21 protein-coding genes and 7 tRNA genes are annotated in these 23,992 nt (G+C 42.3%); 22 read left to right on the top strand and 6 right to left on the bottom strand.

Annotated elements, in window-relative coordinates; all coding sequences use genetic code 11:
- The 7 genes from AC4MCC_RS09155 to AC4MCC_RS09125 all read left to right on the top strand — a co-directional run bounded on the left by AC4MCC_RS09155 (window position 1) and on the right by AC4MCC_RS09125 (window position 7,968).
- Window positions 1-582 carry a CvpA family protein gene (locus tag AC4MCC_RS09155; RefSeq protein ID WP_005235088.1) on the top strand — a complete coding sequence of 194 codons (582 nt, stop codon included), beginning with the start codon at window positions 1-3 and terminating at the stop codon, window positions 580-582.
- Window positions 583-606: 24 nt separating this feature from the next.
- Complete coding sequence (purF, locus tag AC4MCC_RS09150; RefSeq protein WP_491880796.1) at window positions 607-2,142, top strand: amidophosphoribosyltransferase; 1,536 nt, start codon at window positions 607-609, stop codon at window positions 2,140-2,142.
- Between the two features lie 91 nt (window positions 2,143-2,233).
- The gene (locus AC4MCC_RS09145; protein ID WP_419374925.1) at window positions 2,234-4,123 is read left to right on the top strand and encodes a M48 family metalloprotease; all 1,890 of its coding nucleotides are present in this window, start codon (window positions 2,234-2,236) and stop codon (window positions 4,121-4,123) included.
- Window positions 4,124-4,331: 208 nt separating this feature from the next.
- Window positions 4,332-4,976, top strand: coding sequence for a hypothetical protein (locus AC4MCC_RS09140; RefSeq protein WP_491885163.1), 645 nt, complete (start codon window positions 4,332-4,334; stop codon window positions 4,974-4,976).
- Between the two features lie 22 nt (window positions 4,977-4,998).
- A complete protein-coding gene (locus AC4MCC_RS09135) occupies window positions 4,999-5,979 on the top strand; it encodes a 2-hydroxyacid dehydrogenase (RefSeq protein WP_491885162.1) in 981 nt (326 codons plus the stop codon).
- A gap of 85 nt (window positions 5,980-6,064) precedes the next feature.
- Window positions 6,065-7,507, top strand: coding sequence for a M48 family metalloprotease (locus AC4MCC_RS09130; protein ID WP_419374926.1), 1,443 nt, complete (start codon window positions 6,065-6,067; stop codon window positions 7,505-7,507).
- Between the two features lie 101 nt (window positions 7,508-7,608).
- Window positions 7,609-7,968 (top strand): hypothetical protein, encoded by a 360-nt coding sequence (locus AC4MCC_RS09125; protein WP_104426261.1) that lies wholly within the window; start codon window positions 7,609-7,611, stop codon window positions 7,966-7,968.
- A gap of 80 nt (window positions 7,969-8,048) precedes the next feature.
- Here AC4MCC_RS09125 and AC4MCC_RS09120 read toward each other — a convergent pair whose 3' ends face one another.
- Together AC4MCC_RS09120 and rpsU are read right to left on the bottom strand one after the other, a co-directional pair.
- Entirely contained in the window at window positions 8,049-8,495 is a 447-nt protein-coding gene (locus AC4MCC_RS09120; RefSeq protein WP_005235099.1) for a GatB/YqeY domain-containing protein, read from the bottom strand.
- Between the two features lie 33 nt (window positions 8,496-8,528).
- Entirely contained in the window at window positions 8,529-8,744 is a 216-nt protein-coding gene (gene rpsU / locus AC4MCC_RS09115) for a 30S ribosomal protein S21 (RefSeq protein ID WP_001136722.1), read from the bottom strand.
- Window positions 8,745-8,890: 146 nt separating this feature from the next.
- On the opposite strand from rpsU, the gene tsaD reads away from it, so the two are divergent.
- The 3 genes from tsaD to AC4MCC_RS09100 all read left to right on the top strand — a co-directional run bounded on the left by tsaD (window position 8,891) and on the right by AC4MCC_RS09100 (window position 12,630).
- Window positions 8,891-9,907 (top strand): tRNA (adenosine(37)-N6)-threonylcarbamoyltransferase complex transferase subunit TsaD, encoded by a 1,017-nt coding sequence (gene tsaD, locus AC4MCC_RS09110; protein WP_004782431.1) that lies wholly within the window; start codon window positions 8,891-8,893, stop codon window positions 9,905-9,907.
- Between the two features lie 209 nt (window positions 9,908-10,116).
- Window positions 10,117-11,055, top strand: coding sequence for a sensor domain-containing diguanylate cyclase (locus tag AC4MCC_RS09105; protein WP_166138407.1), 939 nt, complete (start codon window positions 10,117-10,119; stop codon window positions 11,053-11,055).
- Window positions 11,056-11,586: 531 nt separating this feature from the next.
- Window positions 11,587-12,630 (top strand): hypothetical protein, encoded by a 1,044-nt coding sequence (locus tag AC4MCC_RS09100; protein WP_491885161.1) that lies wholly within the window; start codon window positions 11,587-11,589, stop codon window positions 12,628-12,630.
- Window positions 12,631-12,684: 54 nt separating this feature from the next.
- On the opposite strand, the gene AC4MCC_RS09095 is transcribed toward AC4MCC_RS09100, so the two are convergent.
- Window positions 12,685-13,557, bottom strand: coding sequence for an ATP-binding protein (locus tag AC4MCC_RS09095; protein ID WP_419365597.1), 873 nt, complete (start codon window positions 13,555-13,557; stop codon window positions 12,685-12,687).
- A 189-nt stretch (window positions 13,558-13,746) separates the two neighbouring features.
- On the opposite strand from AC4MCC_RS09095, the gene AC4MCC_RS09090 reads away from it, so the two are divergent.
- From AC4MCC_RS09090 to AC4MCC_RS09050, 9 genes are all read left to right on the top strand, one after another.
- Window positions 13,747-15,255 carry a DUF3336 domain-containing protein gene (locus AC4MCC_RS09090; protein WP_180053617.1) on the top strand — a complete coding sequence of 503 codons (1,509 nt, stop codon included), beginning with the start codon at window positions 13,747-13,749 and terminating at the stop codon, window positions 15,253-15,255.
- On the top strand, window positions 15,227-16,069 hold the full coding sequence (locus AC4MCC_RS09085; protein WP_491885160.1) for a protein kinase domain-containing protein: 843 nt from the start codon (window positions 15,227-15,229) through the stop codon (window positions 16,067-16,069). Before AC4MCC_RS09090 ends, AC4MCC_RS09085 begins: the two co-directional genes overlap by 29 nt.
- Window positions 16,070-16,176: 107 nt before the next feature.
- A tRNA-Leu gene (locus tag AC4MCC_RS09080) sits at window positions 16,177-16,261 on the top strand.
- A gap of 33 nt (window positions 16,262-16,294) precedes the next feature.
- Window positions 16,295-16,368 (top strand) — tRNA-Trp (locus tag AC4MCC_RS09075).
- Between the two features lie 38 nt (window positions 16,369-16,406).
- A tRNA-Leu gene (locus tag AC4MCC_RS09070) sits at window positions 16,407-16,491 on the top strand.
- 383 nt (window positions 16,492-16,874) lie between these two features.
- A tRNA-Leu gene (locus AC4MCC_RS09065) sits at window positions 16,875-16,960 on the top strand.
- A 352-nt stretch (window positions 16,961-17,312) separates the two neighbouring features.
- A tRNA-Leu gene (locus AC4MCC_RS09060) sits at window positions 17,313-17,397 on the top strand.
- A 32-nt stretch (window positions 17,398-17,429) separates the two neighbouring features.
- A tRNA-Trp gene (locus AC4MCC_RS09055) sits at window positions 17,430-17,503 on the top strand.
- Window positions 17,504-17,541: 38 nt separating this feature from the next.
- Window positions 17,542-17,626, top strand: a tRNA-Leu gene (locus AC4MCC_RS09050).
- Window positions 17,627-17,771: 145 nt separating this feature from the next.
- On the opposite strand, the gene AC4MCC_RS09045 is transcribed toward AC4MCC_RS09050, so the two are convergent.
- Window positions 17,772-17,975 (bottom strand): hypothetical protein, encoded by a 204-nt coding sequence (locus AC4MCC_RS09045; RefSeq protein ID WP_004786362.1) that lies wholly within the window; start codon window positions 17,973-17,975, stop codon window positions 17,772-17,774.
- 418 nt (window positions 17,976-18,393) lie between these two features.
- Here AC4MCC_RS09045 and AC4MCC_RS09040 point away from each other — a divergent pair, with 418 nt between their 5' ends.
- Complete coding sequence (locus AC4MCC_RS09040) at window positions 18,394-18,666, top strand: hypothetical protein (protein WP_004786360.1); 273 nt, start codon at window positions 18,394-18,396, stop codon at window positions 18,664-18,666.
- A gap of 11 nt (window positions 18,667-18,677) precedes the next feature.
- Here the strand turns inward: AC4MCC_RS09040 and gloB are convergent, their stop codons facing one another.
- Window positions 18,678-19,412 (bottom strand): hydroxyacylglutathione hydrolase, encoded by a 735-nt coding sequence (gene gloB, locus AC4MCC_RS09035; protein ID WP_200230476.1) that lies wholly within the window; start codon window positions 19,410-19,412, stop codon window positions 18,678-18,680.
- Between the two features lie 120 nt (window positions 19,413-19,532).
- Window positions 19,533-20,117 carry a flavin reductase family protein gene (locus tag AC4MCC_RS09030; RefSeq protein WP_491875917.1) on the bottom strand — a complete coding sequence of 195 codons (585 nt, stop codon included), beginning with the start codon at window positions 20,115-20,117 and terminating at the stop codon, window positions 19,533-19,535.
- A gap of 116 nt (window positions 20,118-20,233) precedes the next feature.
- Between AC4MCC_RS09030 and AC4MCC_RS09025 the strand changes: the two genes are divergently transcribed.
- Both AC4MCC_RS09025 and AC4MCC_RS09020 read left to right on the top strand, forming a co-directional pair.
- Window positions 20,234-21,055 carry a PhzF family phenazine biosynthesis protein gene (locus AC4MCC_RS09025; protein WP_419365601.1) on the top strand — a complete coding sequence of 274 codons (822 nt, stop codon included), beginning with the start codon at window positions 20,234-20,236 and terminating at the stop codon, window positions 21,053-21,055.
- A 125-nt stretch (window positions 21,056-21,180) separates the two neighbouring features.
- The gene (locus tag AC4MCC_RS09020; protein WP_491885159.1) at window positions 21,181-23,952 is read left to right on the top strand and encodes a M16 family metallopeptidase; all 2,772 of its coding nucleotides are present in this window, start codon (window positions 21,181-21,183) and stop codon (window positions 23,950-23,952) included.
- Window positions 23,953-23,992: the final 40 nt, after the last annotated feature.

The following is a 23,992-nucleotide window of genomic DNA, read 5'->3' as shown; positions in this document are numbered from 1 at the left end:
ATGAATGCCATTGATATCTTTCTACTGATTATCTTGCTCATTGGAGGGCTCAACGGTTTGCGCCAAGGATTTATTAAAGCCTTTGCGAACTTAGTGGGATGGATTTTTGCCTTGATTATTGCGGCGAAATATTCAACACTACTTGCGCCCTCAATGGTTGCTCTCAGTACAGATCCAGTGGTACAGAAGATTGCAGCCTTTGCCTTTATCGTTCTAATGATTGTGGTACTCACCTGGATTGTCACCTTTCTGCTCAACCGCATTTTAAAAACCCTGAAACTTGGTCCGCTGAATCGTCTTGCGGGCGGTGTTTTCGGCAGCCTGAAAGGTTTGCTGATTGTCCTGATTACCATGCAGGGTATTGGCCCTTGGGTTGAAAGTTCGCCGCACTGGAAGCAGTCTAAATTTATACAGGTTTTATTGCCATATGCGCCTTGGGCAACAGAGCTCTCCAAAGAAGCCGCAAATGGCGCCCTGCAACATATCAAGTCTGAAGGGGCACAGAAACCTTCAGATTCCTCATCTGAACCGGCATCCAAAGCCAAGAGTTCAGATGCGTCAACGAATAATCCTTTTTATTAATCCTAGCTTGTCTGCGAGGTTGCTATGTGTGGAGTAGTTGGTATAGCTGGTAAATCACCTGTTAACCAAATGTTGTTTGATGCATTAACGATGTTACAACATCGTGGACAAGATGCAGCTGGGATTGTGACTTGTCAGGAAGGCCGCCTGTTCCTGCGTAAAGATGTCGGTATGGTACGTGATGTATTCCATACCCGTCATATGCGTGCTTTACAGGGTAATTATGGTATTGGCCATGTGCGTTACCCAACGGCGGGTACTTCAAGCAGTGCCGAAGCGCAACCATTCTACGTAAACTCACCTTATGGGATTACGCTGGCGCATAACGGTAACCTGACCAATGCTGAAGAAATTCATGATGACCTGTTCAAAACTGATCTGCGTCACATGAATACTGATTCAGATTCAGAAGTGCTACTAAACGTACTGGCGCACGAATTACAAAAACGTGGCAAGCTGGTACCAACATCTGAAGATATTTTCCAGGCTGTAACGCGTGTACATGAGCGTTGTAAAGGTGGTTATGCCGTTGTTGCGATGATTACCGGTCAAGGTCTGGTAGGCTTCCGTGATCCAAATGGTATCCGTCCATTAATTTACGGTTCGCGCGAAACAGAAAATGGTATGGAATATATCATTGCTTCTGAATCTGTAGCGATTACGGCACTAGGCTTCAAGGTTGAACGTGATATCGAACCAGGTGAAGCAGTTTTCATTGATTATGACGGTAACTTCTTTACCCAGCAATGTGCAGCGAATCCAGAATACCGTCCATGTATTTTTGAATATGTGTACTTTGCCCGTCCAGATGCAACCATTGATGGGATCTCTGTATATAAAGCCCGCCTGAAAATGGGTGAGAAACTGGCACAAAAAATCCTGCGCGAGTGGAGTGATGAGCACGACATCGATGTGGTGATTCCAATTCCGGATACTTCGCGTACTTCGGCATTAGAATTAGCCAATATGCTAGGCGTGAAATTCCGTGAAGGTTTCATGAAAAACCGTTATATCGGTCGTACCTTCATTATGCCAGGTCAGCAACTGCGTAAAAAATCAGTACGTCAAAAACTGAACCCGGTTGAGCTTGAGTTCCAGGGCAAAAACGTTCTACTGGTTGATGACTCGATTGTTCGTGGTACAACCTGTAATGAAATTATTCAGATGGCACGTGATGCCGGTGCGAAAAAAGTGTTCTTTGCTTCTGCGGCACCTATGGTGAAATATCCAAACGTGTATGGTATTGATATGCCAGCCAAATCTGAGCTGATTGCATCTGAACGTAGTGTAGAAGAAATCCGTGAAATCATTGGTGCTGACCGTCTGATTTTTCAGGATCTGGAAGACTTAAAAGATGCAGTGCGTACCAAGAAAGTTCCTCATTTGCGTGAATTTGACTGTTCTGTATTCGATGGGGTGTATGTGGCAGGTGGAATCAATGCTGAATACCTTGATCAATTAGAGCAAAAACGCAGTGATGGTGCTAAAAAAGGTGACAAGTTTATTGATGTGAATATTGATGCAGCATCAGTTGACCTGACCGGTGTGCGCGAAGTCTAAGCAATTAAAATCATGATGAAAAAGCGGGAATTTCCCGCTTTTTTGTTTTATGATGAGCCCAAGGAAAGACCAGATCAGTTAGGGTGGTAGATTGAAAAGCGTAGGATATGCTTTGGTCAAAAACAAGAATATGCTATTGCCGGCCAGCTTTTGTCTGATTGCGATACTATTAACAGTTCTGATTATCAATACAGTTGTTGGCCTGTTTGTTTTCTATGCTGATCCTAGTCAGTCGATATGGTGGCATGTCCTTAGTCCTTATCTGGTTGCACTGGTTTTGTTCTTGATGATTATTTCGGTCATCTATGAATTTTATACGTTTCGTGCCGGCGGCTATTCTTTAGCCCAGCAAATGGGCGCGCGTCGACTGAACCAAATGGAAAGTATTCCGGAAGAAAGTGCTGCACTACGGATCAATACTCAACTGGCAGATACGTTCCTGATTGAACCGCCAGCTATGTATGTCCTGCCGAATGAAGTGGGGGTCAATGCATTAACAGCGGGTTTTAGTCCACGTGATACTGCTATTATTCTGACTTGGGGTGCATTACAAACCCTTGATGAAATTGAACTTTATGGCTTGCTCAGTCATGAATTTAACAAGATTCTATCTGGTGAAACAGCTAAAAATACCCGCCTGAAAATTCTATATAGTAGTCTGACTACCTTTAGCCAATGGGGCAGCAAGATTGCAAAGTTGGGGTTTTATCGCAATGATGTGCCTCGAGAAAACAAGTTTGAAACCTTCTATGTCTCAATCGGAGCAGTCATCTGGTTGATTGGCAGCTTGGGTATTTTGATTACACGTTTTATTAAATATATTTCATTGGGCGGACGTACCTATAAAAATGACCAGAAAACTCGCCGTCTGATTCAGAATGATGCCAATATTCAGACTTTATTGCGCATTCATGTGCATCATTCAGGTTCACAGATTTATAGTGAATATGCCGAATCCATTTCGCATATGTGTTTTGCTAATTCTTTAAGTCCACAGAACTGGTTGAATATTCATCCGAATATTAATCAGCGTATTTATGAATTAAATCCTGCTTTGATTCAGGATCTGCAGCTTGAAAATCTGAAGAAATTAAAAAACCAGCCTTTGTTTAGTCTGTTCCGTTCACTCGAAGATGTCGTGCCTGAAAGCACAGCAGTCTGGGAATCCCCACAGCCTTTGCCTTTATTGCGTTTGTCTCCAATTAGCTTCGCCATTAAAGATGCCATCAAGCCATTGAATCCTGAACTACGTGCTAATATGCCGCGTCCGGAGTTGATTGAACGTGCTTTGCAAACCTCGACCGGTTCACGTGAGGTCATGATTGCGATTTTGATGATCCGGCAATATCGTGAGTTTATTCCGACTGAGGCAGAAGTCAGTCGTGCGATTATTGATTCGTTATTAAATCTGGATGGACGGGTACATATCTCGATTTTCCAGCAAGCCTGTAAAAATATTGGTGGAATGCCTACTACGGTAGCGCGACAGTTTTTAATGAAGCTGGCAAGGATTATTCAGGAAGATGGTGAAATCGGTTTGCTGGATGCCTTATTGCTAGAGCGGGTGAAGTATGAGCTGAATCTGTTGCCGATGCATACACCGACGTCTTTAGATGAGGTCAAACCACAGATTGTACGTCTGATTGATGCCTTGCTGCATGTGCAGCAGATTAATAGTGATAATCAGCTGGAGGTTAGGGAAAAGATTTTAAATCGTATTCTTAGCCCACGAGAACTTGAGCTGTATAGTGAAATCTCAGATGAGCCGATTGATTTGGCCGAGATTTTAAATGATATTGCCGGATTGTTATTGCGTGATCGTTTGAGCATGTTAGGAATTGCAGAGGTTTGCCTTTGGAGCGACCGGATCATGACCCAGGATGAGCTGGATGTAATGGAACTTCTGTACTGGCGCTTGGGTTTTGAATCCAATGAAATTACCCAGCAAATGCTTAAGAAAAACAGCTTGATGATTATCTAGTATTTTTAAATTAATAAGATGTATTTAACTCCAGTTTTCAAGAACTGATCTATAAGCCAACTTGCAGTAGAAAAAAGTAATCTTATAAATTGATTTCTATTCTGAGTTAAAATGACTCAAGATAGAGAGTGAAAAGCTTGGAAATAGTTCGGCAAAGAAAAGCGAATCCCGTTAAAATGTTCGACCTGAAATAGGTGATGAAGAAAAGATGATTGGGCATCAGCGTGACATACTGGCAACATTAGGAATCGATATCTGGATTCCCAAGGGCGACGTATGTCAGCAGCATCAGGTTTCGATCTGGCGTGATCAAGCCCCAGCAGAATTGTATAGCGAAATCATCCTGCCACAACCGACTCAGATTGCTCCCGTAGCAAAAGCTCCTTTAGTCGCGCCTGAACCTGTCATTGTTGAAACAAAAGCTGAGGTTAAAAGTGAAGCGCCAGCAGTTGTTGCATCTCAGGAACAGCGGGAAATTCTGTATATTCCGCCATTCAACTTGCAGGCTTTAAGCTTGGAACATTGCACGATTGTCATCGATGCCACACAAATGACCGAGCAAACCCAGCATTTATGGGCCAACATCCAGCGTGCTCTGCAAAGTGAATTTTATGAACTAAACTGGCCATTTCCATGGATGAATCTACAAGATGGTCGGGGTGTCGAATCTTATATTCAGGGTTTTCTGGACATGATGAGCCTGGAAAAAAATATCATTTCACTTGGCTCTATTCCGCATGTGACACTTAATAAAATGATTCAACTGGCATCTTTACAGGAAATGCTGGATCAGCCCATACTTAAAAAACGCTTATGGCAGTTTATGCAAAACAGGCCAGCGAACTTAGAATAATATTGATGTGGAATAGGAACATATGAAACAAAAAGTGATTGTATTTAGCCAGATCGATCAGGATGTCCAGAAAAAACTCGAACAAAATTTTAACGTAGTGACCTTACAACCGAAACTGGGCAATGTGCATGAGCAGTTGTTGGAACATGTGCGCGATGCCGATGGCATGATTGGGGCAGGCCGACTGCTCAATCGCGATAATCTGGCACCAGCAACCCGACTTAAAATCATTTCTAGTGTCAGTGTAGGGTATGACAACTATGAAGTGGATTATCTGAATGAAAAAAATATCTATCTGACCAATACTCCACATGTCCTGACTGAAACCACGGCAGATCTGGGATTTACGCTGTTAATGGCAGCTGCACGCAAAGTGGCTTATCTGGATCACTGGACCAAACAGGGACAATGGCACCGCACGACACGTGAAGCACAATTTGGTATGGATATTTTTGGAAAAACGCTGGGGATAATCGGGCTAGGGCATATTGGGACAGCAGTTGCACGCCGTGGGTTTTACGGTTTCAATATGAATATCCTGTACCATAATCGCCATGAAAAACCGGAATTGGCTCAAGGGCTCAGTGCACAGTATTGCTCACTGAATGAGCTTTTGCAGCGCTCAGATTTCGTAATGGTTACCGTGGATTTAAATGCTGAATCAAAAGCTTTGATTGGAGCAGAACAACTGGCACAAATGCAGCCACATGCGGTGCTGGTGAATATCTCCCGTGGGCCTGTGATTGATGAGAAGGCTTTGATCAAAGCCTTAAAAGCCAACCAAATCTTTGCTGCGGGTCTGGATGTTTATGAGAAAGAGCCTTTAAAAGAATCAGAATTATTTGAGCTGGATAATGTCATTACCTTGCCCCATGTCGGTTCGGCCACAGTGGCGACACGTCGAAAAATGGCTGAGCTGGCTTATCAGAATCTGGTCGATGCACTTGAAGGGCGGGTGCCACGCTATGTGGTGAATCCTCAAGTGATTGGTTCATCTAAGTAATATTAAATAACATTTTCCTGCATCTATGCTCATTTTTCGATGCTATATTCGAGACAGGTTGAAACTGAATTTTAGAGATTTTTCATTGAAACGTTTGTTATTGGCGTGCGGGTTAAGTCTGTGTGCAGCGGCAGGACATAGTGATAGCGATTATTTTAATCAGCCTACTGCACAATTTTCTGTACCGGATATTGGTGCGGGCGTCGGGTTGATCGACCAGCAAAAAGAACAAATGATCGGTGAAAAGGTCTATCGTCAAGTCCAGAAACAAATGCCTGTGATTCAAGATCCATGGCTTGAAGATCAGTTACTTTCCGTATTTTCCCACATTCTCAGTCAGACCAAGTTACAGCAACCGATTGGTTTAATGGTAATCAATGACCCGCAAATTAATGCTTTTGCAGTACCTGGTGGGTTATTTGCCCTGAATGCGGGTCTGATTAATTCTGCCCGAAATACAGATGAAGTGGCGGGGGTGATGGCACATGAAATTGCACATGTCACACAACGTCATTACAGTCGTTCGCAAGAAACCTTTAAAGGACAAGGACTGTTGGCCCTAGCAGGGATTCTGGTGGGTGCATTAGTCGCTTCACAGGCAGATGGTGATGCCGGTGCAGCAGTGATGATGGGTTCTCAGGCAGCACTACTGGATCAGCAATTAACTTATAGCCGTAATCAGGAACGTGAGGCGGACCGAATCGGGATGCAATATATGTATGCTGCTGGATACAGTCCACATAGTATGGCGGATTTCTTTGAGGTGATGCATCGTTCCACTAGCCGTTTAAGCTTTATGCCAGATTTCTGGCTGACGCATCCCTTAACTACTGAGCGTATGAGTGAAGCGCGTTTGCGTGCCAATCAGTTGCCTGCGGTTAAGCGTAATTTAAATGATCAGGATTTTGAAATCATTAAATGGTATACGCGGGTGCTGTCACGTCAGACCACTGAACAGCAGCTCAACTTAATGGTGCAACGCAATGATTTTCCTGGTCAGCTGGCTTTAACGGCTTATCAACTTCAGCAGGGAGATTTTCAGGCGGCACAAACCGCACTGGATCAAGCCAAAAAGCACAATAAAATGCATCCTTTGCAGGTGTTATTTCAAACTGATATTTATCTGGGGCAAAATCAGCTGGATAATGCGCTAAAAAGCATTAGTTCAGCCGCACGGATTATGCCGGAAAACCGTGCTTTAAATTATAAATATGCTGAAACCCTGATTCGTGCCAAACAGCCTGATCAGGCCAGAACGATTGTGCAGCGCTTTTTAAATAGCAATACCCGTGATGTTAGTGGTTGGAGATTAATGCAACTGGCAGCGAATGCAGCACCTGATTCATCAATAAAAGCCGCCAATGTCTTGCGCTATCGTGCAGAAGTAGAGTACTGGTCAGGCTATGAAGAAACTGCGATTAAATCCTTAATACATGCTCAACGCATTAGTAAAAGCAACCAATCTCTGTCAGCAACCATTGGCCAACGTTTAAAACAGATGCAGCAAACGCGACAGTTTAAAATTTAAGTCTATTTTTCTAATGATTTTTAGCTTCAGTAGATATAGCCGAAGTTCACTAAATCACGCTACAATCCGGACAAAGCTAAGTTGTCTATTTTAATTATTTTATGAAAAAAATATTATTGGGTTTATGGATATTGGGGTGTGGCGGAAATGTATTGGCGGCTAGTGCGGCAGAATACGTGCAGTCCGTTGAGCAGATTAATGCTGATTATCAAAAAGAATCACGCCAGTTTTTAAAAGGTTTAAATCCGCAGCAGCAAGGTTTTAGCGCATCACAGAATCAGCAGTTTTGTGCGATTGTGCAGCGTTATGTGGATCGTTTGTATAAGGCGGCAGACCAGAACCGGGCTTATCTAGATCGTCAGTATCAAAATGTAGGCAAACAGGATGTCATACTGCAGGTAAAATCTTCAAAAGAGATGCAGTTGCTGAAACGTTATAATGTGGATTGTAATTTACAGTAAGAATAAATAAGAAAATGCTGAGAACTGTCCGGAATGGAGGCAGTTCAACGCAGATTTAGATTTGAAATAGAATGGGGGAATTAAGCAAGTTTTGCTTTAATTTTTGCTGAAACTTGTGCAGGATCGGCGCGCCCGGCTATGAGCGGACGCAGAGAATTCATCACCTTACCCATATCTTTCATGCTAGTAGCTTGTTGCGCTTCAATTGTTTGCGCAATCAGGGAATCAAGTTCTTCCTCAGTCATAGCTTCTGGTAGAAATTGAGAGAGAACCTCAACTTCGGCTTGTTCCTTACTAGCTAAATCATCTCGACCAGCGCCTTCAAAGGCTTTGATCGATTCTTTACGTTGTTTAATTTGCTTTTCAATGACCGCAAGAACTTGAGCGTCGTCAAGTTCTTTACGCTCATCGACTTCGATTTGCTTAATTGCTGCTTGCAGACTACGAATGACCGTCAACTTTGACATATCTTTGGCACGCATGGTGGCTTTCAATACGTCAGTAATCTGGTTTTTTAAAGTAGTCATTATTTATTCCAAGCAGTCAATCACAAATTAATCTTAGTAAAGGCGAGTAGTACGTACTGATTCACGCGCCAATTTCTTTTGGTAGCGTTTAACAGCAGCAGCTTTTTTACGTTTACGTTCTTGAGTTGGTTTTTCGTAGAATTCACGTTTACGAACGTCAGCAAGAACACCCGCTTTTTCGCATGAACGTTTGAAACGACGGATAGCTACGTCTACTGGTTCGCCTTCTTTCAATTTAACTTGTGGCATGAAGAATCCTCATTAAGTTATGGATAAGATCAGGGCCGAATTGCCCTCGATCACAAGTGAAGGTCAGTATTTTACTCATTTACATCTCATATCACAAGTCTATAATAGTTGCTGCAATAGATTTGATACAGGTTATAGGCAGTTTAATGATCGTTTTAGGCTTGGAAACGTCGTGTGATGAAACAGGACTTGCGCTGTATGACAGCGAGTTGGGTTTGCGCGGACAGGTGCTGTACAGCCAGATTAAACTGCATGCTGAATATGGCGGCGTCGTACCAGAACTGGCTTCGCGCGACCATGTGCGTAAACTCATTCCCTTACTGAATGAACTGCTTGAACAAAGTGGTATCAAAAAATCAGAAATTGATGCGGTGGCCTATACCCGTGGTCCGGGCCTGATGGGCGCATTAATGACGGGTGCACTGTTTGGTCGGACTTTGGCCTTTGCCTTAAATAAACCGGCAATTGGTGTGCACCATATGGAAGGTCATATGCTGGCGCCATTACTTTCTAAAACGCCACCGGAATTTCCATTTGTGGCATTACTGGTGTCTGGTGGTCACTCACAGCTCATGGCTGCTTATGGCATTGGGCAGTATGAATTACTCGGTGAGTCGATTGATGATGCGGCGGGTGAAGCGTTTGACAAAGTTGCGAAAATGATGGGTTTGCCATATCCAGGTGGCCCGAATATTTCCAGACTGGCCGAGCAGGGAGACCCGAATGCCTTTGCTTTCCCACGTCCAATGCTACATCAAGGTTTGGAGTTTTCATTTAGTGGTTTAAAAACTGCAGTTTCTGTTCAAATGAAGAAACTCGGTGAAGAAAGACGTGATGCTGATATCGCTGCGAGCTTCCAGGAAGCTATTGTCGATACTTTAGTGAAAAAATCAGTGAAGGCATTGAAGCAGACTGGCTTAAAACGTTTGGTGATTGCTGGTGGTGTAAGTGCCAATAAGCGTTTACGTGAACGCCTAGAAGCAGACTTGGCGAAAATCAAAGCCACCGTGTACTATGCAGAACCTGCACTGTGTACCGATAATGGTGCAATGATTGCCTTTGCGGGTTATCAACGTCTAAAAGCCGGACAGCAAGATGGCTTGGCTGTAACCACAACTCCACGTTGGCCAATGACAGAATTGACGAATCCAGCCGAAGCTTGATTAAAAGATTCATGATGAAGAAAAGGGGCCTTAAGCCTCTTTTTTTATTGGATTGTTTTTGTGGAGTAGAAATATTCAACAAATAATATTAATAAATTAATTATTTTAACTCTGCCACAGTAAGTGTTTTCTTATAGATACCGTAAAATAGTTTAATAATATAGAAATCCCACTCTATTATATGCGGAATGATGCAGAGACTATTTTGGATGGATAATATCAGTTTTAAAGGTTTTCAGGATGCGGGACAGGCAGTTTTAAAATATCTGCATCAGCATTTTGGCTTTAATTTATGGATGATCACCCGGGTAGAAGACAATGACTGGATTGTGCTGCAAAGCGAAGATCATGGCTATGCTGTCCAGCCAGGTCAGGTATTTGAATGGGCCAATTCTTTCTGCTGTCATATGGTCACAGGCAAAGGACCAAGAATCGCGCCTCGCTCTGAAGAAATTCCTTTATATGCGACTGCGCCAATTAACCAGCATTTCTGCATCAAATCTTATATTGGTCAACCCCTTTTTAAAGAAGATGGCAGTCTATTTGGAACATTATGTGCAGTTGATCCTGAAGCCAAGTCAGATGCCATCATTCAGGATCTGGCGATGGTCGAGTTATTTAGCAAGCTTTTGAGCTCAATCTTACAAGCTGAGTTGCGTCAGAACGAGCAAATCCGTCAGCAAGAACTGCTACAGCAACAAGCCAGTAAAGATGAATTGACTGGGTTATATAACCGTCGTGCCTGGGAGAAACTGCTACAGGCAGAAGAAGAACGTTGCAAACAGTACGGTCATCCTGCTGCGATCTTATTTATAGACTTGAATGACCTGAAAAAGGTGAATGATAGTCTGGGACACAAGGAAGGCGATCAATTAATTCAACATACTGCACAAGTCCTTCAGGAAAATGTACGTAGCAATGATATTGTGGCGCGTATTGGTGGTGATGAATTCGTAATCCTGAGCATAGAAAATGATAAAGCGGGAGCTGAGCGTTTACTTGATCGTTTAATTGAAGCCTTTGCCGAAGCAAAAATTGAAGCTGCATTTGGTATGGCGATGCGTCATCCAACGACTGGCCTGGTTGAGGCACAGTGGCAAGCAGATAAAAATATGTTTGAGTACAAGCGCTGGAAAAAGTCTATTTAAATATTTTTGATTTTTAATATTTTTAAGGGGGTGCCTGAGAATATTCAGCCATGAGCTGCCAAGTTTTTCCCACAATAAATAGAAGTAATTAATTTCCTTTTATTCTTATTTTTTTAGGTTTTATTCAAAGTTTACTTGTCTAGAAGCAATCTAAGTTCTTCTTTAAACCCAGCTATTCAAAAGATAACTTTTCGACTTTTTAACCGAATGGTTACAAATTTTATAAGTATTGTTGCAAAGAAAATAACCGTTATATAGGTTGATTTCTAAGAGTTAGTTATGAGAGCTAATAAGACCTAGCTCTAAAAGTAACATCTTATTTTCTTATGATCATTGTTGTTTGAAATATACATTAAAATTACAGAGTTAATCCCTGATTTATTAAAAGATAAAGCACGATCAGAGTGTAAGAAATACTGTCCAGAAAAAATATCATCGACAGGTAGTAGGTTTGTGTTGTGCGGTTTTAATACGCCCATCTTTCATTCTCATTGAATAAAAATGCAAAGAAATCCTAGGGAATAAAATTTTATGAAAAAGCAGATATCATTCTTTGGGCTGGTTTTGGTTTCAGGCTTGCTTACAGCATGTGGTGGCAGTGGAGGTAGTTCAGATAATCCTACAGTGACCACACCGCCAAATGTTCCAGAGGAGAGTATTTCTCCTGAACTTTCAGAAGAATTTATTCCTTTTGAGGGTCGCGATATCATCGATAAAATCCGCGATAAAATTAACAATAGCACCAGTAATGATACGGACTATAACGTTGCGTTAGGTCATATGATTGGTGATGTGTTTGCGGATTATCCTTATGGACGCACGGGCCGTATTATCAAGATTTATAATCTGGGTGTGAATAGCATCAAGTATCCAAATCTGATCTGTTCGGAGGTGAATACCAATGGTGCGGTGAAAACCTTTAAATTAAAAACAGATAAAAATAACTGTATTGTTCTGGATAAAACCTATCGCAAAGATTCAACCATTACCCAGACGGTCAATGGTGATACTACGACCTTGACCTTTAGCAATGTACGTTATGGTTCCAATGTTGATTTTAATCTAAAAGATGATTATCTGATTTCAGGTACGATTGTTCATACCAAAAGCAAAAACAATCTAGGTGCATTGGAAAGCTATAAAATTGACCGTCTGGAATTTCAGCGTGTAGCGGAAGACAAGAATGCGGGTAAATCTGGCGCTGAGTATGATGAGCTGAGCAAGGAATACTTACTCGTACGTAATTATAACTATAGCCTTGTAGATGACTATGGTAGTGGCAGTAATGGTATTCGTACCTTAACCAGCAGCGGCAGCATTATTGGTCAGCCAAATCTGGCGGATTACCGTTATAGTTTTGATTTTAATACGACTACACCATTCAAGATGGACGAAACGGTGTTGAATAATTATAAGCATCTGCCAAAAGAGGGTGTGCTTAAAATTACTGATAGTTATGATCAGGTGATTGAGGTCAAACAGAATCAGCCTGAACCCTTAAAAGCAACTGTCTATTTCAATGGCAGTGAGCTGGATGACCTACTGTGGTCTACGATTATTGGCAATAAAAAATAAGAACTGATTTCATAAAAAAGCTCCATCAAGGAGCTTTTTTATTTGGGAAAGAATTTACAGGGAATTTAACTGCTGCGAACCAATCCAATGTTTAGAGAACTGATAGGCTGCACGACCTGAACGTTGGCCACGTGCCTGACACCAGCGTAATGCTTCAGCACGGGCTTCAGCTGTCAGTTGCATATCTGCCTTTTTCAGATAATGCTCGACAATTTCCAGATACAGGTTTTGATCCATCGGGTAGAACGACAGCCATAAACCAAAACGATCCGACAGGGAAATTTTCTCTTCAATCGCTTCCTGTGGATGCAACTCGGTATATTGCGGTACATCTACTTTGGTCACCGGGGTATTTTCATGCATGAATTCCGGTAATAGATGACGACGGTTACTGGTCGCATAGATCACAAAATTACTTGAACCGGATTGTAATGAGCCATCTAGCACACTTTTCAGACTGCGATAGTTTTCATCTTCCGCATTGAAGGCCAGGTCATCACAATAGACAATAAACTTTTCCGGACGACCGGCGATCAGTTGCTGAATTTGTGGAAGATTTGATAAATCATCACGTTCAATTTCGATCAGACGTAAGCCCTGATCTGCATATTCAGTCAACAAGGCACGCACAATCGAAGATTTTCCTGTACCGCGAGAGCCAGTCAGTAAAACATCATTGGCAGGTAATCCTTTTAGAAACTGCAAAGTATTTTGAATGACTTTTTCTTTTTGTCGCTCAATGCCTTTTAAATCTGCCAGTTCAATCTGTTTAAGCTGGTGAATGGGTTTGAGTTCTCCAGCCTGCCATTTATAGGCATAAGCAGAAAAATCAGGACTTTGTTTTAATTCAGGCAGGCTTTGCTGGAGCTGGAGAAGAACAGTAGAAAGAGCATTTAAGATATTGTCAGGTAAATCAATTTTCGCCATGATTTGAGCAGTACATTTACAATTATGGCTAGAATACTATCACTGTAAAATTCACAGTCAAAGTCTGGAAAGTGTGATAATTTGCTTAAAGTGATGAATTTTCGTTATTGTAGTACAAAGAAAATAGATGCCTGTTTTTTGTTCATAGCTGCAGGATGTCTGAAAATTACAATATAGGGAAGAGGGCAGATGCTGTTTAAAGATTTTACTCAGGATATCAATCCACATCAGGCCTATCGTATTAAAAAGCTGAAGCAGCAATTGCAACAGGCTGAAACTTACGAAGAATGGAAATATATTGCCTTAAAGATCGATGAAGAATCTGGGGCACAAGAATGGAAACTGGATAATAGTTCACCGTATTTTGATGCCGAAGTGATTGCGCATCGACTGGGGAAATTAAGACGTTACCGTCAGCAGAAACGTACTCGTGACCTGATGTATATCCTGCGTGAAGGACTGAGTTACGATATTGCCAATATTGCCCATCCTTTATTGTTTACCGTCACTTATGTCGGCACTAAAAAAATTATTGAAGATTATGTGGAAGAAGTCAGTCTGGGCCTGGCTTATATTGCTTCTGCACAATGTACCTGTCTGACTCTAGAAGAAAAAATTGAATATTTTGAGCACTGCCAACGGGCTTATGGTCAGCCAGCTTTAATGTTCTCGGGCGGTGCAACACTCGGCTTATTTCATACCGGTGTATGTAAGGCGCTAATGGAACAGGATCTGTTACCTCGAGTGATGTCGGGTTCCAGTGCTGGTGCAATTATGACCGCGATGTTGGGCGTCTCCAAACCCGCGCAGTATGTAGATATTTTAAAAGGCCATAACTTTTTCCATGAAGCCTTTCATTTCCGTACCATGAGTGAATTAATGAAGGGTAATGGTGGTCTGGCGGATGTCAAATACCTGAAAAAATTCCTGATCGAAAACTTGGGAGATATGACCTTTGAAGAAGCACTAAAAACTTCCGGTCTACATATCAATATTGCAGTCGCACCTTATGATGCGGCGCAAGATGCCCGGATCATGAATGCCTATACCTCTCCAGATGTACTGGTCTGGAGTGCAGTGCTGGCATCTTGTGCCGTGCCAATTCTGTTCCCGCCGGTACGTCTCACCAGTAAACGTCATGATGGACAATATACGCCTTATATGGGGGCGACACGCTGGGTAGATGGCAGTGTCCGTAGCGATTTCCCGCAGGAGAAAATGGCGCGGCTATACAATATCAATTACACCATTGCCAGTCAGGCCAATCCGCACATTGTGCCTTTTATGCAGGATGATATTTCACGCTTCCGTAAAGGGACTTTAAGCTGGCCGAAACGCATTGTACGCCGTCAGAGTGTAGTATTTACCAAAGGGATTATGGATTTTGCCCGTGAGCATGCGGGCAGTTTGCCGCCAGTCCGCCGTTTGCTGGATCATGGTTATGGCGTAGTGGATCAGCGCTATTATGGTGATGTCAATATCGTCGGTAAATATAGCCTGCGTCATTATAGCTATATGCTGCAAAATCCTCGTCCGCATTTATTCAAGGTGTTGCAGCGTGAAGGTGAGCGGGCGACCTGGCCAAAAATCTCTCTGATCGAAACTCAGGAGCGGGTAGGTAAAACTATTCAGCATTGTCTGGAACTGCTAAATTACCAGCATGCTCCAGATGCCAAGCAGGAATACATTGTTACTTAACCTCGCTAATCTGCATCAGCTTAATTTCCAGCTTAAGACCAAAGCCCGAAGTCTGGGTTTTGGTCGCCGTCTTTATCATTTACAAGTTAATCCTGAGACCGGGTCAGCACTTTGGTTAAAAACCCAGAATCTGGATTCAACGGCTATTTCTCAGCATGCCCAGACTGGCTTAAGTCATGAGCTGGATTTTTATGAAGCTTATGGTGAGCAAGAAGGGCGGACTTTCTTGCTTCCGCATCAAATTATTCGAAAGCCTTTTCAGATTGGAAATGAATCTTTTAATCAGGCTTTGATTTTGACTGATGCGCCAGCACATTTTGATGTATGTCCCAAGTTATTATTCCCAATTCAAGAAGTCCGTCAGCATATGCTACGAGCATTAGAACCGTTGATAAGTTTACAAGAACTGGGGTATCTGCATGCTGATCTCAAACGAGAGCATTTTGTCATGTATCAGAAACGGGTCTGTCTGATTGATTTTGAGCAAGTTCAGCCAATCAATTCTTCAAACCAAGCAATGAACGCAACGCCTCGTTATATGGCACCTGAACTATTTCAAGGGCAAGCCAAGTCGCTACAGAGCGAAGTTTATGCGCTGGGTATCATTTTCTTTGAATGGCTCACAGGGCAGCGCTTGGAAGCGGCAGATTATCAGGATTGGGCATTATTGCATTGTCAGCATTTTAAACCTGAGCTCCCTGTGCAATATCAAGCTTTGCAAAGCTTTATAAAAAACATGCTTCGAAAGCATTCACAGGATAGATTGTCTGATTTCAAAGCCGTAAAACAGGCCTTACTTACTGAAATTGCATGAGAAAAATACAATAAATTGCATATTGTTTTTTATTTAATCAAACGAGTGTTTTTTTCTTAAAAAGAGCTTGTCAGGCGAAATTGATCCCTATAGTATACACAGCCATCGGGGACGTGGCGAAATTGGTAGACGCACTGGATTTAGGTTCCAGCGCCGCGAGGTGTGAGAGTTCGAGTCTCTCCGTCCCCACCAATTTACTTAAGAGATTAAGTAAAATGGCCGAGTAGAGGATTGGTGTAATGGTAGCATGACGGTCTCCAAAACCGTTCGTCAAGGTTCGAATCCTTGATCCTCTGCCAAAGTTTGAAAAAGTCCAACACTAAGTTGGTACCCTGATGGGGACGTGGCGAAATTGGTAGACGCACTGGATTTAGGTTCCAGCGCCGCGAGGTGTGAGAGTTCGAGTCTCTCCGTCCCCACCATCAAAAGAGACAAGGTTGATACCTTGTTTTTTTTTGCCTGAAATTTAAGGCTGAGCCATCTTTTAATCTCATTTTCATTATTCGCTTACTTTCGATGAGTAGATTTTAAATACTCAAACTAAGTATCAGTGAAGGGGGAAGAGAGAAGTCTTTTAAAATGCCCAATCAATTGGCTAATCCAAACATCATTAAAATTAATATTCAGCACTCTTTCAAATAACTTGATTTTTTAAATTGGAGAAATGAAATTAAGCAGTTTCATTAGAAATAAGCCAGTATTTAATCATCAAAGAATTAACTGATTAATTTTTGATATAAAAATGCCGAGTTGATCATAGAATCGCTTGTCAAGCGGATGCGATCGCTATAATATACACAGCCACGGGGATATGGCGGAATTGGTAGACGCACTGTGTTCAGGTCGCAGCGCCTTCTAGGCGTGAGAGTTCGAGTCTCTCTATCCCCACCATATATGAAGAAACAAGGTTGATGCCTTGTTTTTTTTTGCCTGAAATTTAGTGCGACATTTTTATTGGCTCGGCTTTTTATTCTTTGTATTGGATTCATTTATTGTTTAAACAACATGCTCGATCAAGATAAGTGAGGTTCTAGAGGTCTGATCTGCTGAGACTGAGCTAGACAAGCTTAGAGATTAAGTTCAAAGCAGTAGCAAAGAAACCTCATAAGGCCGAGTTTTCTTGTTAAATCTTATAAAAAATAAAAAAATTGCATTAACTGTTTAATTTATAGCGGAATAGGCAGTGATTGCTTGTAAAATCACTTGTCAATGACCTGCTATCTCTATAATATACACAGCCATCGGGGACGTGGCGAAATTGGTAGACGCACTGGATTTAGGTTCCAGCGCCGCGAGGTGTGAGAGTTCGAGTCTCTCCGTCCCCACCAATTTACTTAAGAGATTGAGTAAAATGGCTAATAGAGGATTGGTGTAATGGTAGCATGACGGTCTCCAAAACCGTTCGTCAAGGTTCGAATCCTTGATCCTCTGCCAAAGTTTGAAAAAGTCCAACACTAAGTTGGTACCCTGATGGGGACGTGGCGAAATTGGTAGACGCACTGGATTTAGGTTCCAGCGCCGCGAGGTGTGAGAGTTCGAGTCTCTCCGTCCCCACCATCAAAAGAGACAAGGTTGATACCTTGTTTTTTTTTGCCTGAAATTTTATAAACGAAAAAAAGCCCATCGAAATGGGCTGATTATAGGAATAAGAGAATTTTACTCAAATAAAAGGGTAAATCATGAGTGCATTGATTAATTAAATTTAAGCTTTCAGATGATCTTCAAACTCCTCACCCAGCTGCATGGCCAATGCATTACCTGAAAGATCGCAGGTCACCAGACCATATTCTTTTTTAAAACTGAAACTAAAACCACGATTGTCTGCCAGGGTGCGAACCGAATACCCCAATTTTTCTAACCAAAGTCTAAATGCGAGAACGTTTTTTGCTTTAACCACTTTTTTCACGAGATAACTCCTTCATCAGTTAAATCATAGATAAGGGTGAGAATTTTCGTTTTAAAGGGCAAATACCCTTATTTAAATTAATTTAATTGAATTTGCGGATTTAATGAACAAGATAATATAGACGAAATATAGGGTTTTTAATCTAAGTCTATGTTTTTTATTATTTTCAAGATGTTGTAACTAAATATTTTAATTTTAAGCCTAAATAATTTTTTGAATAGTTATTAATATTCAAATATTTAAATCAATAATTGTTTATTTGTTATTCATTTTAAATTAGGAATTAGCGTGGTTTAAAGTTTTAGAGTTTGAGTAAGGCTTAAAAATATACAATCCAGTAAAGTCTCAGAGTATTCAGGTCATGGTGTTAGGCTCAATCCTTTATACTGAAATTGATGTAATTTAAATAAGATTAATGATGACTGAATTAAATATTGAACAGTACGTCAAACAGCAAATTGAACTTATGCAGCAGCAAGGGCAGGAGCCTGTTGCTGTGATGCTGGGTCATGAAGACTGGCTGGATTTTTCGGTACAGTCCAAGGTGGCTTATACGCCATTTGGCAGTGCGCGCCGTTATCAACCTGCTTTGGGTGGATTATTGCTGGTCAGGATTGATGAAATGAATGCGGTACGAGTGGTCACCCAGCAAGAACTGGATGACTATGCTCAGAAGCATCAGCTGCTCTAAGCAGCTATAGTTTAAAACGAGTCTTTCATCACGCGTAAATGTTGAAACTCTTCGACACTGTCTGCGCGTAAAAAAGGATTGGTTTCCAGTTCTGCTGCAATAGTACTGGGTAAGGTGCATTGTCCAAGCATGCGCATACGCTCAACCTGTTCGAAACGCTCCAGAATTGCTGGATTATCCGGTTCTACATGTTTGGCAAACTGTGCATTCGACAGCGTATATTCATGCGTGCAATAAACCTGGGTACGTGGCGGTAAGGCAGCCAGACGAGTCAGAGAGTGGTACATCTGCTGATAAGTGCCTTCAAATACCCGCCCACAGCCCATGGCAAACAGGGTATCGCCACAGAACAGTACATCAATGGCATCCAGGAAATACACGATATGGCCTAGGGTATGTCCCGGTACGGCAATAATCTGTACCTCAACACCATGAAAACTGAACTGGTCGTCATGTTCAAGTGGATGGTTAATAAACGGAACTTTTTCCAGCTCAGCTTTTGGGCCATATACCGGTAATGATTGCTTTTGAATTAAATCCGGAACGCCCCCGATATGGTCTTTATGCCAGTGGGTGAGCCAGATCTGACTCAGCTCAAGCCCATGTTCGGTACAATAATCTTGAACTAGCACAGCTTCAGTGGGATCAATGACCGCGACCTGATGCGTCGGTGTATGTTCAAGTAACCAGATATAATTTTGTAATGAGTTTTTGACATCAATACAGTGGATTTTAAACGGCATCATAAGACATCAGACCAAACAGATATTATGGATAAAGTAGCATAAATTCAGGCAGTCTGACTGTGGTCAAAGCTGCCTGTTTGCAAGAATTTTTTATATGATTTGTTTAAAAAGATCAGTTATTTATTCTGCATCTTTGACTGCGACAGCTTCGCCAATGGTATAGAAGTGGCCGCCGGCGACATGATGAATACTTTTCCATTCATCGCTGACTTCATGATAGTACCAGTGTCCATCACGGAACACCCGGTCATCAGCATAAGCGGCAATGACCTTACCAATAAACAGATCATGGGTCTGCTGGTTATGTGGCTCGGAAATCAGCTCACATAAAATCCATGCGGCACAACCCTCTACAACCCGAATCTCTTGATCTGCGAATTTGAATAACTGCACACCAGACTGCTCCAGTTTGTTTGGGGCATTGTACAGACTCAATGTTCCCAGGCTATAGACCATTTCCAGCTGTTTGAGGGTTGGAATCTGCAGGGCAAAGTAGCCAGAATTTTCAATTATTTTTCGGGTCTTGGTGCTTTTATCCAGCACTACGGTGACTTTTGCTGGACTGAATTCGAGTGCACATGCCCAGGCAGCGGCCATGACATCAGTGTCTTGTCCATCATTGGCAGACACCAGTACTGTTGGACCGTGTGTAATCAGGCGATAGGCTTTTTCTAAAGGTACAGTTTGAATATGTGAATTGTTCATAAAGAACCTTAATGAGTGAAAAGGGAGAAAAATAAATCATTTGATTTACAGCATATAAAATTCCCCTTCTGGAAAAAAGCTTTTAAACTAAACACCTACATACAGGAGTAAAGAAAATGAAAATGTACCAGGTGGATGCTTTTACGACGGCTCTATTTAAGGGAAATCCTGCTGCAGTCATCGTGCAGGATGCTTGGCTGGATGATCACCTGATGCAGAATATTGCCTTGGAAAATAATCTGTCTGAGACTGCTTTTGTCAAAGTGCTGGATGCAGAAAATTATGAAATTCGCTGGTTTACACCGACCAAGGAAGTGGATTTTTGTGGACATGCCACATTGGCCAGCAGCTTTGTATTATTCAAGGACTTTAGCTCTGCAAAAACCATTTATTTTCATGTCAAAGATCTGGGTATTTTTACAGTACGCCAGGATGAGGATGGCAAAATCCGGATGAATTTCCCGATCCGTCAGCCTGAACTTATCAGAGATTATCCGGAAGCTTTAAGACAGGCCCTGACGAAACCTTTTAAAAACGTTTATCTGAATACGCAAGGTTATATTATTGAATATGAATCAGTGCAAGATGTATTAGAAGAGCAACCCAATATTGAATTGCTGAAGCAGCTGAATGGAAAAAGAACCGCGATTACAGCGGCGGGTCCATTACTGGATGTCGCGATTACCGCTGGCGATACCCAATATGATTGTATATCACGTTATTTTGCACCGAGTAACGGGATTAATGAGGATCCGGTAACGGGTTCAATTCATACCGGGATTGCACCGATCTGGGCGGAGAAATTAAATAAAACTGAACTGGTGGCTTATCAGGCCTCTCAGCGTGGCGGTGTATTGTATTGCGCATTAAAAGAACAAGGCCGCATTGAGATTTCAGGTTATGCCAAACTGTTTATGCTGGCCGAACTTTATATTTAATTAATATGCTCAATAAAATACCGTGAAATTGCGCGGTATTTTATTTGGCTTCTCATAATAAAGACTTTTCTCTAAGATCAGAGTGACTGTAAATAAAAATTCACACTTAAAAATTTGGATGAACAATGCAAATACGCTTTAAACGTTTAAGCTTGGCGATTTTATTATCTGGCTGGACAGCGGCCAGTTTTGCACAGTCGGTATTGGTGAAAACAGAACAGAATATCGAAGAATATCGACTGGAAAATGGCTTAAGAATTATTCTTGCGCCCAACGTGAAAGAAAATAAAGTGTTTATGAATACGGTTTATCTGACCGGTTCACTGAATGATCCGCAAGGCAAAGGGGGCCTGGCGCATCTGCTTGAACATCTGGCGTTTAAAGGCACGGAAAATGTGAAGGGAGATGAGTTTCAGCGCCGTCTGGATCAATATACCTTAATGACCAATGCTAGTACTGACTATTACTCAACCAAATATACCAATGTGATTCGTCCTGAGCAGACTGCGGTCAATGAAGTGATTTTCCTTGAAGCAGAACGCATGGACAAGCTGGTCCTGCAAGAAAAGTATGTACCGACTGAAATTGATATCGTGAAGCGTGAGCGTGAAATCCGTCTGGATCAGCCATTTTCCGTACTGATGGATCAGGTGTTTAAATCAGCTTATGGCAATCAGTATCTGGGACGCTTACCGATTGGCGATTTGAACGAACTGCAATCGATCAAGATGCAGGAGCTGAACCAGTTTTATCGTCACTGGTATGCACCGAATAATGCCCTCATGATTATTTCAGGCAAATTTAATAAGGCAGAAGTGCTGAAGCAGATTGATACCCATTTCAGTCCGATTCAGTCCCGCAAAGTGCCTGAATCGGTAAAAGTGCCTGCGCTAAAACCTGAACAGATCAAACAACGTGAATTTACCGTGCAAAAGGGTAGTGATCTGGCCAAATTTAATATTTATCTGAACCAGTCAGAAGAAAGTATTAAAACCACGCTGGCCATGTCTCCAATCTTATATACATTGCAACCTAGCGGACACCTGTATCAGAGTCTGGTCGAGACGGGTAAAACTACTACGGTGCAGTCTATGACCTGGCTGGATAAAGATTTTAATCTGGTGTTTATGGGTGCCATCTATGCGCCAAATCATCAAGTCAAGCAGGTTGAGCAGGGCTTGATTCAGGGTGTAGAGCAGAGCCAGCCATTTAACGAAACCGAATTAAACCGGGCTAAAAGTCTGACCCGAAACCAGGCGGACAATGTTAAAAATAGCGCAACCGCTTTAGGTTCGCGTTTAAGTGAATATGTAGTGGCTTATTCAGGTGACTGGAGCCAGTATTTCAAAGATCTGCAAGCCATAGAAAAGCTGGATGTCAATCAGATCAATCAGGTGTATAAGGCATTCTTTAAGCCAGAATATCGTATTTCTGGCAATATCTTGCCGACACCAGAAGATCAGAAAAAAGCACAGGAGTTGCCCCAGACTGAAGTGCCGGCTCAAACTCTGGACCAGCAGGCTGAAGCAGCAGAACCGCTGAAAGATGTCAGTGTCTATCAGGCAGAAGTAAAGCAGTATGTGGCGCAGTCCAAGCAATATTTACAGGCTAAGGACAAGCAGATTCAACGGGGCAAACTGAAGAATGGTATTAAATACGCTTTATTCCCGACCCAGACTCAGGATGACAAAGTTTATGCCACTATTGCACTTAATTTTGGCACGGCACAAAGTTTGTTCAATAAAGGCGAGATTCTGGATCTGACTGCTTACTTACTACTGCGTTCTTCTGAAACCCAGAGCTTGCAACAGATTGCCGATAAAATTATTGAGTCTGGTGGTTCAGCCACGGCCAGTTCCTCTGAAAATGGCATGAGCATTCAGATCAGTGCCAAAAAAGAGAAGTTTGAAGAGTTTTTCCAGTATGTACTGGATGTGCTCAATAAACCGGCCTTTGAGCAGAGTCAGTTTGACCTGATTAAAGGACAAAGCCTATCTGCGTTAGACCGTCCTTATACTGAGCCCAATATGGTGGCAGGCCTGACCATGTCCCGCGCGACCGAGATTTATCAGCCGGGTGACCTTCGCTATCATTTTGAACCTGAACTGGCAAAAAAACAGATTCAGGCTGCTACTCGTGAACAGGTCGTAGCGCTGTATCAGCAGTTCTTTAATACCCATCATGCCCAGATCGCAGTGACCGGGGAATTTAATCCGAAGTCCGTGAGCAAAGTACTTAAAAATAACTTTGCGAGCTGGAAAGCAAAGCAGCCTTATGAGCGCTTAAGTGGTCAATATACAGTTTATCCGGCACAGAAAATCCATGCGTTATCTGAACAGCGTGAGTTCGGTCATTATCAGGCTGTCATGACATTCCCTGTCGGTGCAGAACATGTAGATTTGCCAGCCATGCTGGTCTTCCGGCATATTCTGGGGGATTCTCAGTTGTCTTCACGTTTAGCACAGGAGCTGCGTGAGAAAAATGCGCTGGTTTATGGCTTCAGTGCCAATGCTCAGTATGATGAATGGATTGACTCAGGCGCATTAGGCATTCAGGCAAATTATACGCCTGGCCGATCAGCACAAGTGTCTCAAGCTGTGCATAAGGTATTGAATGAGCTTCTGGCCAAAGGGGTAACCGAGCAGGAAGTTGAAGCAGCGAAAGCCACGATTTTGAAACAGCGCGTCACTGCACTGGAAGATGATCGCCGTATTCATAGCATGCTGATTCCACAGTTGGAAAAAGACCGTAATCTGGTTTACCGGGAAAAACGTGATCAGGCGATTGCTCAACTGAGCAAAGCCGATATTGATGCCATGATCAAAAAATACATCAAGCCGGACCAGCTGGTTGAAGTGATGGCTGATCAGTATGGTAAGCAAGTTAAAACATCATAGTGTTGATAAAAAAATCCCCTCAAATGAGGGGGTTTTTTTA

The sequence above is a fragment of the Acinetobacter sp. CAU_H_56 genome, from assembly GCF_058599425.1.
The sequence above is the reverse complement of the archived record's forward strand: the minus strand, read 5'-3'. Positions and strand labels throughout refer to the sequence as shown.